Origin of the sequence: Fusobacterium mortiferum ATCC 9817, from assembly GCF_000158195.2 — a bacterium.
GTDB classification, from domain to species: domain Bacteria; phylum Fusobacteriota; class Fusobacteriia; order Fusobacteriales; family Fusobacteriaceae; genus Fusobacterium_A; species Fusobacterium_A mortiferum.
Window position 1 is genome coordinate 599,031 of record NZ_GL987994.1, and the last position, 15,297, is coordinate 614,327.

At 32.1% G+C, this 15,297-nt stretch carries 15 protein-coding genes and 1 pseudogene; 5 read left to right on the forward strand and 11 right to left on the reverse strand.

The annotated features are described in order from the left end of the window. Positions 1–6 precede the first annotated feature (6 nt). Both FMAG_RS12430 and FMAG_RS12435 read left to right on the forward strand, forming a co-directional pair. Positions 7–936, forward strand: a complete 930-nt coding sequence (locus FMAG_RS12430) for a siderophore ABC transporter substrate-binding protein (RefSeq protein WP_005887200.1) — start codon at positions 7–9, stop codon at positions 934–936. A 379-nt stretch (positions 937–1,315) separates the two neighbouring features. Continuing rightward, entirely contained in the window at positions 1,316–1,729 is a 414-nt protein-coding gene (locus tag FMAG_RS12435; protein ID WP_005887202.1) for an EamA family transporter, read from the forward strand. Between the two features lie 692 nt (positions 1,730–2,421). Here the strand turns inward: FMAG_RS12435 and FMAG_RS12440 are convergent. Next, the gene (locus FMAG_RS12440; protein WP_040494150.1) at positions 2,422–2,775 is read right to left on the reverse strand and encodes a winged helix-turn-helix transcriptional regulator; all 354 of its coding nucleotides are present in this window, start codon (positions 2,773–2,775) and stop codon (positions 2,422–2,424) included. A gap of 134 nt (positions 2,776–2,909) precedes the next feature. Here FMAG_RS12440 and FMAG_RS12445 point away from each other — a divergent pair. The 3 genes and pseudogenes from FMAG_RS12445 (at position 2,910) to FMAG_RS12455 (ending at position 6,186) form a co-directional block, all read left to right on the forward strand. Continuing rightward, a pseudogene (locus FMAG_RS12445) lies at positions 2,910–5,341 on the forward strand (FAD-dependent oxidoreductase). Positions 5,342–5,359: 18 nt separating this feature from the next. Beyond that, positions 5,360–5,650 carry a hypothetical protein gene (locus FMAG_RS12450; protein ID WP_005887204.1) on the forward strand — a complete coding sequence of 97 codons (291 nt, stop codon included), beginning with the start codon at positions 5,360–5,362 and terminating at the stop codon, positions 5,648–5,650. After that, positions 5,647–6,186, forward strand: a complete 540-nt coding sequence (locus FMAG_RS12455) for a permease (RefSeq protein WP_005887206.1) — start codon at positions 5,647–5,649, stop codon at positions 6,184–6,186. Before FMAG_RS12450 ends, FMAG_RS12455 begins: the two co-directional genes overlap by 4 nt. Before the next feature lie 280 nt (positions 6,187–6,466). On the opposite strand, the gene FMAG_RS12460 is transcribed toward FMAG_RS12455, so the two are convergent. From FMAG_RS12460 to asrC, 10 genes are all read right to left on the reverse strand, one after another. Beyond that, a complete protein-coding gene (locus FMAG_RS12460) occupies positions 6,467–6,940 on the reverse strand; it encodes an HD domain-containing protein (RefSeq protein ID WP_005887207.1) in 474 nt (157 codons plus the stop codon). After that, positions 6,933–7,199 carry a TIGR04076 family protein gene (locus tag FMAG_RS12465; RefSeq protein WP_005887209.1) on the reverse strand — a complete coding sequence of 89 codons (267 nt, stop codon included), beginning with the start codon at positions 7,197–7,199 and terminating at the stop codon, positions 6,933–6,935. The genes FMAG_RS12460 and FMAG_RS12465 overlap by 8 nt, the downstream gene beginning before the upstream one ends. Before the next feature lie 14 nt (positions 7,200–7,213). Beyond that, positions 7,214–7,696 carry a molybdopterin-guanine dinucleotide biosynthesis protein B gene (mobB, locus tag FMAG_RS12470; protein ID WP_005887211.1) on the reverse strand — a complete coding sequence of 161 codons (483 nt, stop codon included), beginning with the start codon at positions 7,694–7,696 and terminating at the stop codon, positions 7,214–7,216. Then, positions 7,684–8,874, reverse strand: a complete 1,191-nt coding sequence (locus FMAG_RS12475) for a molybdopterin molybdotransferase MoeA (RefSeq protein WP_005887213.1) — start codon at positions 8,872–8,874, stop codon at positions 7,684–7,686. Before FMAG_RS12475 ends, mobB begins: the two co-directional genes overlap by 13 nt. Positions 8,875–8,881: 7 nt before the next feature. After that, a complete protein-coding gene (gene mobA, locus FMAG_RS12480; protein ID WP_040494152.1) occupies positions 8,882–9,445 on the reverse strand; it encodes a molybdenum cofactor guanylyltransferase in 564 nt (187 codons plus the stop codon). Positions 9,446–9,447: 2 nt separating this feature from the next. Further along, complete coding sequence (locus FMAG_RS12485) at positions 9,448–10,371, reverse strand: TDT family transporter (protein WP_005887217.1); 924 nt, start codon at positions 10,369–10,371, stop codon at positions 9,448–9,450. Between the two features lie 3 nt (positions 10,372–10,374). Beyond that, a complete protein-coding gene (locus FMAG_RS12490) occupies positions 10,375–11,610 on the reverse strand; it encodes an NAD(P)/FAD-dependent oxidoreductase (RefSeq protein ID WP_005887219.1) in 1,236 nt (411 codons plus the stop codon). Further along, on the reverse strand, positions 11,610–12,026 hold the full coding sequence (locus FMAG_RS12495) for a 4Fe-4S dicluster domain-containing protein (protein WP_005887220.1): 417 nt from the start codon (positions 12,024–12,026) through the stop codon (positions 11,610–11,612). Before FMAG_RS12495 ends, FMAG_RS12490 begins: the two co-directional genes overlap by 1 nt. Positions 12,027–12,032: 6 nt before the next feature. Beyond that, the gene (locus FMAG_RS12500; RefSeq protein ID WP_005887222.1) at positions 12,033–14,111 is read right to left on the reverse strand and encodes a molybdopterin oxidoreductase family protein; all 2,079 of its coding nucleotides are present in this window, start codon (positions 14,109–14,111) and stop codon (positions 12,033–12,035) included. Positions 14,112–14,325: 214 nt separating this feature from the next. Beyond that, a complete protein-coding gene (asrC, locus tag FMAG_RS12505) occupies positions 14,326–15,294 on the reverse strand; it encodes a sulfite reductase subunit C (RefSeq protein WP_217702352.1) in 969 nt (322 codons plus the stop codon). Between the last annotated feature and the right edge of the window lie 3 nt (positions 15,295–15,297).

Consider the following 15,297-nt stretch of genomic DNA (forward strand, 5'->3'; position numbering starts at 1 on the left):
GGAACAGTGAAAAAGATAATTGTAGGAATAATAGTTGTATTTATAGCTTTTATTGGATTTATGTATATAAAGAGCTCTGAAAATCAGGGAGCAGAGGTAGAAAAAGTGGTTATAGAACACTCTTTAGGAAGTGTAGAAGTTCCAAAAAATCCTAAAAGAGTAGTGGTTTTTGACTATGGAATCTTGGATATACTAGATACTTTGGGAGCTAATGTGATAGGATTGCCAAGAGATATGGTACCTGAGCATCTATCAAAATATAGTAGTGATAAATATGCAAATCTAGGAAGTTTAAAGGAGCCTAATTTAGAGAAAATCTACGAGGCTAAGCCAGACTTGATAATTATAGCAGGAAGACAGAGAGATTTCTACTCATCTCTATCAAAGATAGCCCCAACAATTTTTGTGGAAACTTCATCTGCTGACTATATGAAGGGATTAAAAACTAATATAGATATTTTAACAAAGGTATTTGATAACTCTCAAATGTTAAATGAAAAATATGCAGAGATAGAGAGCAGAGTTAAATCTATAAAAACTAAGGTAGAGGAGAAGGGATACAATGCTATGGTATTACTATCTAATAATGGTAGAATAGCAGCATATGGAGAGAAGTCAAGATTTTCAATATTCTATGACTATCTAGGGTTTAAGACAACTGGAGAAGTAGTGGCTAGTACCCACGGAAACAAGGTAACTTTTGAATATCTATTGGAGAAAAATCCAAATTATATCTATATAGTAGATAAGGCAGCAGTTGTAGGAGATAATCTTTTAGCTAATAAGGCTTTTGATAATCCAATAGTAAAATCTACAAAGGCAGCTCAAAATGGAAATATTGTATTTTTAAATTCGGTGGTATGGTATACAGCTAGTGGAGGATTAAAATCTACTGAGATAATGCTAGATGAGGTAGAAAAATCTGTAAATAAATAAGTAAAATATATCAGTGAATTTGTTGTAATTCAAGAATGATGAAGATTGAGAAGAATAAATAGAGCAAGTCAGCGAAAGTGAATGCTAAAAAACACAATAAACCAAAGGTTTAACCCTTGTGTTTTTAATGAACTGAGCCTACTTGCTCTTTATTCTTTGAACGAAAGTTATTCTTGAATATAACTTTGATTGAAGAATTTGTAATAACTTTCAATCTTTGTAATTCTTAAAGCTATTCCTATTCAACTTCTTAGAATATGGAACAATTCTTAGTTATTATTTTAAATCATAAATAGCTGAGGAGTAACTTATAATTTAGAGAGAAATTTGTTATAATAAATATGTAGAAATTAAAATTTTTTAAAGGAGAAAAAGGATTATGTGGTTTTTTTATGCAATTTTGTCAGCTGTGTTTGCTGCTCTAACTTCTATCTTAGCTAAGATGGGTATGGGGGAGATAAGTTCCAATCTAGCCACAGCTATAAGAACTACTGTGGTACTTTTTATGGCTTGGGGAATGGTATTTGTAACTAGAACAGGAAATCAGATAGGGAGCATCTCTGGAAGAGAGTGGATATTTTTAGTTCTCTCTGGAGTGGCTACTGGGGCTTCGTGGCTGTGTTATTATAAGGCTTTGCAGATAGGAGAGGTTTCTAAGGTAGTTCCAGTAGATAAATTTAGTATAGTCTTGACTATTTTCTTTGCTTTTATATTTTTAAAAGAGGTAGCTACTATGAAGGTTATATTAGGGGCTATCTTTATTACTATAGGAACTTTTATAATGATATTGTAGTTATTAACTTACACAATTTTTTGAGTTTTCTTTAAATTTTTTCACTATCTGAGTAGTTAATATAAAAAATACCCTGTAGGGTGTGAGGTCAGAATTACCTGTACTTTCTAAGTAACCAAATCACAATGATGAGAAGTAATCCACCTAGAAGAATTACATCATTACCAAAGTTATAGTCAGCTGCTCAATTGTTACAGTCATTTCTGTACCTCCTTAAAGTTGTGTTCTACTATCTACAAGAGTCGTTACTCCTTATAGATATGAAATAAGCCTCCACCGAAGTGAAAGCTTATCTCATAACGACTTTTACACACAACTTTAAGTTACCCATACAGGTTCTAGGTAATTAAATTATAACAAAAACTTTATAAAAAGTCAATTCTACTAAAATTTTAGTAAGAAGAAAAGCTACTAACTTATAGATATGAAGTAACTACTCAACCAGTAAATTAATTTAAGAAAACTCAAAGGATTGTGTAATTTATGAAGAGAAATTAGATTAACTCAGCGAAATCGAACGCTAAAAAATGCAATAAGTCAAAGACTTAACCCTTGCATTTTTAGTGAGATAAGCTCATAGTTAATCAACTTCTTGGAATATGGAACAATTCTTAGTTATCATTTTAAATCATAAATAGCTGAGTAGTAACGATATAAAATAAGCTTCCACCCAAGTGAAAGCCTATAAATAATTATTCTATATTTATCCTAAAATTATTAAATCCTATTGACTCAGCATACTTAGCTCCCCATTTTACAAGAGATTCTAAGATAGGAATAAGCTCCTGCCCCTTCTCAGTAAGAGAGTACTCCACCTTAGGAGGTACAACAGGGTACACCTTTCTATTGATAAGCTCATCTTCCTCTAACTCCCTCAACTGTCTAGTCACCATTCTTTCATTGATACTGGGAATAAATCTTTTCAAATCACTGTGTCTAGCCACCTTATTTGTATTTATATAGTAAAGGATAATAGGTTTCCATTTTCCTCCTATAATATCTAAAGTCAATTCAAAATAGCAATTATACTGTTTTTCTCTATTCATTTTATCACCCTCTTTGGTATATTTTACCTTTTATACTCAAAAAAGTAAAGTACAGACAAAAATGTCTGTACTTTACAAAAGGTGTAGTAAAGACTTATAATAAAAATATACAAAAGAAGTTTAGGAGGGGAACTATGAAAAAAGTATTAATAGTTGGAGGAGTAGCTGGAGGAGCTTCAGCAGCTGCTAGATTGAGAAGATTAGATGAAAGTTTAGAGATAGTTATATTTGAAAAAGGGGAATATGTTTCTTTTGCTAACTGTGGACTACCTTATCATATAGGAGGAGTTATTGAAAATAGAGAGAGCTTACTTGTACAAACTCCTGAAAAATTAAAAGCTAGATTCAACCTTGATGTAAGAGTAAATAGTGAGGTTACAGAGGTTAATACAGGGGAAAAATCTGTAAAGGTAAGAACAAAATCTGGAGAGGAGTACAGTGAAAGCTATGATTACCTAGTTCTTGCTCCAGGGGCTAAGCCACTATTACCACCTATCAAAGGGATAGACAGTAAGAAGATTTTTACTCTTAGAAATATGAATGATATGGACAAGATAAAAAAAGAGTTGGAATTAGATAGAGTAAAAAGAGCAGTAGTAGTAGGTGGAGGCTATGTAGGAGTAGAAACAGCAGAGAACCTAACTCACTTAGGAGTAGAAACTACTCTTATAGAGGCAGCTCCAAATATCTTAGCTCCCTTTGATGGAGAGATGACTAATATCTTAGAATATGAGATGACTACTAATGGAATAAACTTGATGACTAATGAAAAAGTAGTGGAGTTTAAAGAGAGAGAAGAGGGAGTAGAAGTAGTACTAGAGAGTGGAAAATCAGTGGTAGCTGATATGATAGTTCTATCTATTGGAGTTACTCCAGATACTAAATTTTTAGTAAATTCAGGAATAGAATTAGGAGCAAGAGGACATATCTTAGTAAACGATAGATTGGAAACTAATGCTTCAGGAGTTTATGCCCTAGGAGATGCCATCTTAGTAGAGAACTTTATTACTAGAGAGGAAAGCTCTATTGCTCTAGCTGGACCAGCTAATAGACAGGGAAGAATAGTAGCAGGAAATATAGTCGGTAGAGATGAGAAATACAATGGAAGTTTAGGTACAGCAATAATAAAGGTATTTGGACTAACAGGGGCTTCAACAGGATTAAATGAGAGAACAGTGAAAAATTTAGGTGCTTCTTATGAAAAAATCTATCTACACCCTAATGACCACGCTAATTACTATCCAGGGGCTACTCCTATCAGTATCAAGGTTATATATGAGAAGGAGAATAGAGAGATTTTAGGAGCTCAAGCTATTGGAGTAAAGGGAGTAGATAAATTCATAGATGTAATAGCTACAACTATAAAGTTTGGTGGAAAGATAGAGGATTTAGCAGAGTTAGACTTAGCTTATGCTCCACCATTCTCTTCGGCAAAATCTCCAGCTAATATGGCAGGATTTATTGGATTAAATATAGAAGAGGGATTAGTAGAGCAGATATTTATGGAGGATTTAGCTAATTACAATAAGGATACACAGATTATCTTAGATACTAGAGAGGAGATAGAGCTAGTTACAGGAGTAATAGAAGGTAGTATAAATATTCCTCTTAGCCAGCTTAGAAAGAGAGTAGGAGAGTTACCTAAGGATAAGGAGATTTTAGCTTACTGTGCTGTTGGACTTAGAGGATATATTGCAGCTAGATTTTTATCACAAAATGGATACAAGGTAAAGAATATAGCTGGTGGAATCAAATCTAAAATAAAAGAGTTACACTTTGTAGAGAAAAAAGTAGAGGTAGAAACTCCAAAAGTTAATGTAGAGATTGATAAGAGTGAGTATTTAGATTTATCTGGACTATCTTGCCCTGGACCATTAGTAAAAATTAAAGAGAATATGGACAGCTTAAAAGATGGAGAAGTATTGAAGGTAAAGGTATCAGACCCTGGTTTTTACAATGATATTCAAAGCTGGAGCAAGGTAACAAAAAATACACTGCTATCTCTTGAGAAAAAAGATGGAAACATATTTGCTACATTACAAAAGGGAGATAGTACCAATCTTGATATCGAAAAAAAAAAGACAATAGAGTAATAGAAACTAATGAGGGAGTTACTATTGTAGTTTTCAGTGGAGATTTAGACAAGGCAATAGCAGCATTTATAATAGCTAATGGGGCTTTGGCTATGGGTAAAAAAGTAACAATGTTCTTTACATTCTGGGGACTATCTATCTTGAAAAAAGAGAATCTAGGTAAAAAATCATTTATAGAGAAGATGTTTGCTATGATGTTACCTAAGAATAGTGAAAAACTTCCAGTGTCAAAGATGAATTTCTTAGGAATAGGGGCAAAACTTATAAGATGGACAATGAAGAGGAAAAATATAATGTCTTTAGAGGAGCTTATGAGAAAGAGTATAGAGTCTGGAGCTAATATTACAGCTTGTACTATGTCTATGGAAGTTATGGGAATAACACAGGAAGAGTTGATAGATGGAATAGGTTATGGAGGAGTGGGACAATATTTAGGAGCTACTGAAAACTCAAATACTAATCTATTTATCTAAAGATAAGTGGGGAGGAAAATGACAAAAGTATTTTATATAATTGCTATCCTATCTTTGATTATTTCTTTTATTAAAAGTAGAGAGAAAACAAAGATGGTACTAAAAAAAGCTTGGAAATCCTTTGAAAATATTATGCCACAGTTTCTATCAATTATATTGTTGATAGGAGTGATGTTAGCTGTATTGACTCCAGAGCAAATCTCTATGTTTTTAGGGAAGGAGTCAGGGATAATGGTAACTATAATAAGAAATCTATCTGCCTTTGTGTTCTCACTAGTTGTGGCAATGGTTATGGGGGGAGTACTATGATTAAAAATTTTGTAAAAAGATACAGATTTTTTCTAATACTTTTGGTTATAAATATATCCCTACTCTTTATCTCTCCAGAGATTGGGGAAAAATCCTTTAGTATTACCTATGATAATCTTTTAGAGATGTTAGGAGTTATACCACCTATATTTATACTTTTAGGAGTTTTAGATGTATGGCTAAAGAAAGAGACAATGATTAAATATATGGGAAAAGGTTCTGGAGTAGTGGGAGTTTTACTTTCCTTTATAATTGGAGCTACTGCTGCTGGACCACTTTATGCAGCCTTTCCAGTGGCAGGTGTACTTTTAAGAAAGGGAACAAGTATATTTAATGTGCTAATTTTTATAGGAGCTTGGTCTACTATGAAGGTACCACTTCTCATATTTGAATCCACAGCCTTAGGTTACAGTTTTTCTATGTTACGTCTAGGACTTAATATAGTTGGAATCCCTGTGATTGCCTTTATCATAAGTGTATTTTTAAAAGAGAAGGACAAAGAGGAGATATACTCTCTTGCTCAAGAGAGGGAGTAATTTCTTTCTTACTAAAATTTTAGTAGTATGGAATTTTTAAATTAAAATCCTAAAATAAAAATATTTAATATAAAAGAAAAAAGGTAACTACTCAGCCAGCAAATTAATTTAAGAAAATTCAAAGAATTGTATAATTCTTATTCAACTTCTTGAAATATAGAGCAATTCTTAGTTTTCTTTTTAAATAAAAAATAGCTGAGTAGTTATCCCCTTACTTTGTCCTAACTTAAATTTAATAAACTAGGCACTTTTTGAGTTTCTTAGCAAGTTATTTGAATAGTTATAGAGTATCTAATATCTCTCTACCAATATCAGTTCTAAAATACTCTCTATACCCCTCTATTCCCTCTTTATTTTTTTCAAATATATTTATTATCAAATCAGCTTCTATCAATATTTGATGAGAGAGATTATTCAAATCTAAATAATTATGATGATTTTCTATTAAAAAATATATCTCTTTTTCCTCTTTAGGAGATATCTCATATTTTTTAGAGAAATTTGATAAAATCATTTTTACTTCAATAAGTTGATTTTCTAAAGAGGGATTTACCCCCTTATCCTTACAAGATTTAATTCCTATATCATGGAGAATAGCTGCTATCTCCAACAGCTCTAAGGCTTTTTTATCTAAGCCCAATTTTTCAGCAAAGAGCTTAGCTAAAGAGTGAACTTTTAAAATATGTTGAGTTCTTCTAATATGACCATTTTCAAATTTCAAAGCTTCTATTAAAATCTCATTAACTCTACTCATTATTTACTACCTCAATTTTGAATATAAGTATTGTATCAGCATCTGGACAAGCAAATCTGTAATCTTCACTTTTACTTTTTGGTATATCTCCCCCATAACGCAATATATCTATATATGGAAATCCAGAGTGAAAAGCCATAGGACAGAGTCTACCTCTATCCTCGTCAAAATCAAAGGTGTCTCCTATTTTATGCCCTCTATGACATCCACATTTTCCTACTCTATCTACAATTGTCAATTTAATTTTTGGTTTTTTCATACAAGTCCCCCCATCTATTTTAATAAGTTTAATAAATAGTTAAATACCTCATCACTATCTTTTTTAAAACATTTTTCTCCTAAATAATCAAAATCACTGTATACCCCTATCCGATTTAGCGGGTTGGATACAGGAGTTTCTGACACTCCCTTTCTCAGTAATTCTATTTTAGGAAGAGTGCTATTTTTACAACCTTCAATAATTACTATATCCATATCTGACATAATTTCAATCATATCTTCAAGAGATTTGTTATCCTTTTCTACTAAAAGCCATTTATTTTTAGAAAAGACAATACTTTTTTTTGCTCCACTATTAAAATGTTGGAAATTATCTTCCAAATAATTTGTAGTCTCAAAATCATGTCCATCATGTTTAATAGTTCCAACTTTAAAGTTATGTGCTGTAAAAAACTTTACAAGCTTATTTAAAAAAGTAGTTTTACCAGTGTTTTTATATCCACAAATCTGCAAAATAAAAGGTTTTATAGCTCCCATATTACTACCTCATCTCCACTTTTTACTCCATTACTTCCGCTAGGAATCTCAACTAACACATTACAACCTTTCATACTTCCAAGAGCATAGGAGCTATGAAGACCATCAGGTATCTCTATTTTGCCATTACAAAACTTTCCTCTTACAAATCTTCTTTTATCTCCACCTTTAGAAAAATCAGATAGAAGAGCTCCACTATTTCTCTTTAAAGGGAGTAAAGAGTCTTTTTGTAAAAATCCCAATAGAGTTCTTCCTAAAATTTCAAAAGTTACACAAGCAGCAAATGGATTTCCAGAAAGAGATAGAACAGGACAACTATCTATTAGAGAAAATAAAGCAGGAGTACCAGGCTTTAAATTCACTCTCCAAAATATCTTTTCTCCACCAGCTAAATCAATAGCTTCATGGAATATATCCTTTTCTCCAACAGAGACTCCACCAGTAGTAATTATTACATCTACCTTAGAGGCTAGCTCTTTTAATCTTTGAGCTAGTTTTAGAGTACTATCTTCAAGATATTCAAATATATCCACCTCATATCCTAACTCTTTTAATCTTTGTGTAAGAAGCATACCATTGCTATCAAAGATTTTTCCCTCTTTTAAAGATTCCCAAGGATTAGAAATCTCATCTCCAGTGATAATGAGAGCTATTTTGATTTTTTTATAGACTTGAATTTCAGTAACACCAATGCTAGAGAGGAGAGCAAGACTTATATAGTCAAGTTTTTCTCCCTTTTTTAGTAGTAATTCTCCCCTTTGAAAATCCTCTCCTAAAAAACAGATATTATCTCCCTTTTTTCCATATTTTTGTATAACAACTTCCCTTCCTTGAAAAGAACAGTACTCTTGTGGAATTACAATATCACAGTCAGGTGGAAGTTTAGCCCCTGTCATTATTCTATGTATTTCATTTGAGCCTAGTGAGATAGAGCAGTTATCTCCAGCATAAATAGTAGATTTTATTGTAAACTTAAAATTTTCTTTTAAATTTTTAGAGTTTAAAGTTACTCCGTCCATAGCACTTTTTGAAAAGGGAGGTTGATTTATAGGAGAGAATATATCTTCTGCCAATATATATCCCAGACCCTTAGATATACTAATTTTTTCTATTCCTATATCTTTTACAGAACTCTCAAAAATTTTAAAAGCCTCTTCTATCTCAATGTTTTTTTTCATTTTTTCCTCACTTTATATATTTCTCATAATCTTCAAAGGTATTTATATTGATAAAATAGTTCTTAGATATTTCCAAATCCTTCATTGAAAGTTTTAAACAGTTTTTATTTTCAAAGATATCTTTAAGTTTATAATTTTTTTTCTCTCTCATTTTTTCCAAAATAGGAAGTAATTTTTTTGTGTATATAGCACTAAGTGGATATGTTAGATTGTTTTCATCATAGAGGATAACCCCTGAATAATTTTTTAAATACTCTAAAAGTTTAAGAAAAATCTCTCTAGTAATAAAGGGCATATCACATCCAATTATAAAAAGAGTTTCCTCACTGCATCTATCTAAAGCATTAAAAATAGCTTCAAAAGGTGTATATTCCACATTTGTATCATATATGTATTGGACTTCTCTATCTGTGCAGTACTCTTTTTTAGTTGAGATATAGATTTTTTCATCTCTAAAATTTTCTATTATGATATCTAAAAAGGTAGAGTTATTATACAATAACTCCCCCTTTTGACAATATCCCATTCTACTTCCTTTTCCCCCAGCTAAGATTAAAACTCCTCTACTCATAATCAATCTTTTCTTATCCAAATGAACATATTTAATAGAATGTAGAAGATAATTCCAGAAGTTAGATAAATCTGTATTCCAGATAGCTGAGTTAAGAATATAGCTAAATCTAAATAACCAATAGTTTTTAAATATCCACTCATCTTAGTTGTCGCTACTATTCCTATTGCCATAGGGAATGTAAGTCCAGCAAATGCTGGAGAAAATCCAAATGAGAAAAATTTAGGTAACTTATAAATTATAAAAATAAGTGCTAAGAGTACACAGATATATAGGTACCCTAGTAGATAGATATTAGGATTTTGTACACTGTTTAGATAGCTCACTGTACATAGAGAACTAGGGGCTAGTACAATGGCTTGAGTGTGATAGAAAGCATCTTTTAAATCATGTTTAACCAGACGATAAATCATAAAAGGAATGATTAAAGTGAATACCCCTATTCCATAGTAAGTTACAATCTTTAGAATAGTTGGCTCTTTCATCACTCCACCTATAACCACTGATACCATTATACCATTGTAAGTAACAAAATAACTAGGAACAAATGTGTCCATCTTGAAATCCTTTACTATATTTCTATAAGTGAAGATAAGAATATGTAAAGTATGTAATCCTAAACCTAATGACCAGAATAACTTCCCCATTTCAGGACTAAAGTCAAATATATAGCTACCAAGTATCATCATAAGCATAGTAAATCCAGCATATAAGCTACTAGGAACAGTTGTTTTGTACTCTGATTTACAAGTTTCAAATACTAGAAAAATTCTAACTAAATATATCAACCAAATTACAAGAGCAGAAATCATAGTAATATGACGTACTATTGGAAACCCTTGAGCTAGATATACATTAGAAAGTGTACAAGCTCCTACCATTGTAGGAAGTAAAGGAACAGGCATTTTTTTCAGTCTGTCTATCATTAATTATTTCACCTCATCATAAGTAAATTCAAAATTCTCTGTTGTATGGAAAAAATCAGAGTAATCTATATCAAACAATCTCTTTTTGACCTTAGACACATCTATTTTTAGACGTATAAGTTGTGTCAATATCCCAGCATAAGAGAGGTCTCCTTGTAGTATAGCTCCATGGATAACTCCATCTTTGTGGATAATTTTTTTATAGTTACCAAGATTATCTAAATCTATCTCTTCAATATAGCTTTCATCATAGCCAGAAGTTATACCTAAAGACATAGTAGGAATACCTAAAAAATTCATAGTAGCCTTACTAGCAAAAAAGTCGTCCATAGATTTTTCTATTCCACTCATATTGTAAGCAGCTATGATACCTTCCTTTACAGCCACTGGCCAGATAGGAGCTCTTCCACTGACATCTCCAGCTCCATAGATATTAGGGATATTAGTTTCTCCCTTTTCATCAAATAGAAGTCCATTATTGTCACAGCTTACATCACTCTCTTTTAAGAACTCTATATTACTTCTAATACCAGCAGCACTTATAAGTAAATCACAAGGAAGAATCTTACCATTTTTTAATACCACTCTTTTTACTACTCCATTTTCACTTCCTACTAGTGCTATACCATTGCTGTAATACTGTTTTAGTCCCTCTTTTTCAAAAGCTTTCTCATATACTGTAGCACTATGTTTGTCTAGCTGGATAGGTAACATTCTATCTCCCATTTCAACTAAATAAAGATTTTTATTTTTATGAAGTAGTCCAGCAGCAACATCTATTCCTACAAGTCCCCCTCCCATAATTACAATATCTTTTACATGGGGAAGTAATTTTTCAATCTCTTCAACATCTTCAAAGTTTCTAAATCCTACAATATTTTTTACTCCCTCTATTCCCATTATTTTAGGGATAAAAGAGTGAGCACCAGAAGCTATTAGAAGTTTATCATAGTCAACCTCTTCTCCATTATCTAATTTTACCTTTTGTGAAACAGTGTCTAAACCTATTACCTCTTTTCCTTTTATCCACTCTACTCTATTTTTTTCAATAAAATTTACCTCAACAAAGGATAATTTTTTTAAGTCTCTAATACCCTTTAGATGATGGTATAGTATACAACGAGAGTAAATATCCTTATCTTTAGATATCAGAGTTATTTCAGAGTTAGGATTTAATTCACGAAGTTTTCTAATGGCATTAATACCAGCAGCACTAGCTCCAATTACAACAAATCTCATTATTTTTTCACCTCTTCAAATGTTATAGCTCCCATAGGACAACGTTTTACACACTCAGGGTCTGCCTCTTTTCCTTCAAAAGAGCACATATCACACTTCATAATCTCTTTATGAGTTAAGGTATCACTTTTTAATACTCCATATGGGCAAGCCATTATACACATATAGCAGCTTGCACACTGCTCTTTATTATATTCTACATACCCAGTATCACTATTTTTACTCATAGCCCCAGTCATACATGTAAATACACATTCTGGTAAATCGCAGTGTCTACAAAATATTGGAGCAGGTTTCTTTTGAGAGTCTATAGTTATTCTATTTCTAGAATCACTAGAATTATGAGCTACACAACAGGCAGTAACACAAGTAAGACATCCTACACATTTTTTTCTATCTATTTTTATACGTTTCATAATTATTTACTCTCCCTTTAAAAAGATATTAACAACTGCACTTTTATATGATGGCTCTTTTGAATAAGCATCATATACTGATGGAGTAAGTTTATTACACTCTATATAGTGGATAGGAGCAAAGAGCTCATTATATTTTACGTCCTCAGTTAACATAGCTATAAATTCAGCACTCTCTCCATTTTTAGATTTAACAATCACTTTAGAGTTTTCAGTTATACCCTTTTCCTCTGCTAGTTTACTATTTATATAGAGATAAGCTTCTTTAGATACAGCATCTATTACAAATGGAATCTCTCTAGTTCTACTTTGAGTATGCCACTGTCCAACTGTACCCCTTCCTGTATTAAAAATATAAGGGAACTCTTCACTTGTAGGAAGCGGATTTTCAGCTACTTTTTCAAATAGGAATTTAGCCTTTTTATTTGGAGTAAAATATTTTCCATCTTCATATAATCTTCTCTCATCAGTTACCAATTTATCTCCAGATTTAAATGGCCATTGAATACCATGGCTTTCAGCTAAATCCTCATATTCAACCCCAGTAATATCACAAGGCATTCCTTCAGAACAAGCTCTCATAAAGTTAAAAGCATCTTTAGGAGTTTTCCAATTTTGAGTTATATCTTCTAGTCCAAGAGCTTTAGCCACTCCATAGAAGATTTCATAATCCATCAATTCATTTTCAGCCTTTTCAAGACATGGTCTTACTGCTGATAATCTTCTTTCAAGATTGATAACAGTTCCCTCTTTTTTTACTCCAGGAACAGCAGGAAGATAGATATCACACATTTCAGAAGTTTCAGTATCATCATATATATCTTGTACAATTAGAAGTTCAAGTTTTTCCATTGCCTCTCTAAAAGTTTCATTGTTAGTCCAAGAGTGACGTGGGTTAGTACATACTACCCAAAGAGCTTTTATCTCTCCAGTATTTATTTTTTCTATGATTCTATTATATGGAAGAGTAGGTTTATCAATGAGTAATGATTCATCTATCCCAAGAGCTTTAGCTACCTTTGCACGGCGATTAGGATTGTCAAAATCTCCACCACCAAAAAGTCCAGTGGTATTACTAAATACCCTTGAACCCATAGCATTACTCTGTCCAGTTATAGAGTTTGCCCCTGTTCCCTCTCTACCGATATTTCCAGTCATAAGAGCTAGATTGATAATAGCTTGTACACTTCTTACTGCCTCATGTCCTTGATTTATTCCCATAGTCCACCAGAAAGAAACTCTTTTACCAGAGTGGATTAGCTCTACTAACTCCTCAATCTCTCCCTGAGTAAGTCCACATATCTCTGAGGCTTTCTCTACTGTGTACTTTTTTACAAAATTTTTAAATCCCTCAAAGTTTTCAGTGTTTTCCTCTATATATTTTTTATCAGTATAATCCTTTTCAATAATTAGATTAGCTAAGGTATAGAATAGAGTTAAGTCTGTTTTTGAGTTTATTCCATACCAATAGTCAGAGTTTTTAGCTGTCTCTGAATAACGAGGGTCAATAGTTATAATCTTTTTATTAGGATTGTTTCTTACTCTTCCCCAAAGTATAGGATGAGCAACAATAGGATTTGCTCCTATAAAAATTATTGTATCAGAAAGTTCTAAATCTTTAAGTGTATACCCAGGTGCATCAAACCCAAAACTTTGTTTGTGAGCTACAGCTGCTGTAGCCATACATAGACGAGTGTTCCCATCAACATTAGCTTTTAAATGATTTCTCATCATATGTCCAAATAGAGCAAACTCCTCCACTGTCATCTGTCCAGTACTAAGAGCAGCTACACTTTCATTCCCATATTTTTCCCTTATTTTAGTTAATCTTTCAGCTACCTCTTTAAATCCATTTTCCCAAGTTAAATATTCAAAACTTCCGTCAGCTTTTTTAATACGAGGTAGTGGATTTGGTTTAAATTTTGTTTGTTGCTTATCTAGGGATATTCCTTTTACACAGCTAAAACCATTATTAACAGGATATTCTTTTGTAGGAACAATTTTTATAATCTTGTTATCTTCTACATAGAAATCAAGATTACAATCAATTGCACAGTAGTTACAGGTTGATTGAATTTTTTTCATTTGTTTCTCCCTCTCTTTAAATTTTAATTTACTTTCTAAACAATAATTTCATATGATATTTATCTGTGATAAATATCATATTGACCATTTTAATTATATAAAATTTTATTTTTTTCTACTGTGATATTAATCACTCAGAGAATAAAAAAGAGGATTTTTTATACAAAATTTTGGCAACTTCGATAGTAAAATCCTCTTTAAAATATATTTAATTTTAGTATTTTATTCCCTTCCAATAGATAGGAGTATATACCTCTGTTTCTGGAGATATTTCTACCTCTTTAAGAGCCCATTTCTTAAACTCTTCAAATCCTGTTCTATCCACTATATAACCTATATGTTCCTTTCCACCTGGAGCATCTTTAGCAATATATTCAGTAACATAGTCATAGGTATTTAAAATAATCTTAGTTATAGTCTCTTCATCAGTCCATTTTAAGAAATCCTCTCCAAGACGTGGATTTTTCTTTCCAGTACGTCCCATAATAGTTAGTCTGTAATATTTTTTCTTACTTCTAGTCCAAGCCATATTAGGACAATTAATTACACACTCTCCACAACCTATACATTTTTGATGGTCTCTTTGAGGTCTGTAGTTTACACTTGTTAGAGCTCCAGTAGATTTTTTCTTACACGCTCTTACACAAGCTCCACAACTGATACATCTATCAGGTTCAAATTGAGGAAGGGTCATTCCCATTATTCCAAAGTCATGCATTCTAACTTTAGCACAGTCGTTAGGGCAACCAGTTAAAGCTATTTTAAAATGTAAGTCATGTGGAAATACAGCTTTTTCAATTCTTTTAGCAAAGGCAGAAGTGTCATAACAAGCAAAAGGACATACACGATTACCTATACAAGCTGTAATATTTCTTGTTCCAGCAGCAGAGTATCCCTTATTTTTTTCAGGCTGATTGATTCCTAGAGTTTCGATAATAGGTTGTAGTTTGGCATTTACTTCAGGTATTTTATCAAAAGGGATTCCCGGAATTTCAAAACCTTGACGACTTGTTAAATGTACAGTTCCATTTCCATAAGTTTGTGCTATCTCTTGAATCATAGAAAGAAGCTGAGCATTTAAATGCCCTCCAGGAACACGTACCCTAGAAGCTGTTTTCCCACGCTCCTTAGTAACTCTAAAAGCATTTTTCTTAATTTTTTTTGTATTTATATCCATCATAATCCT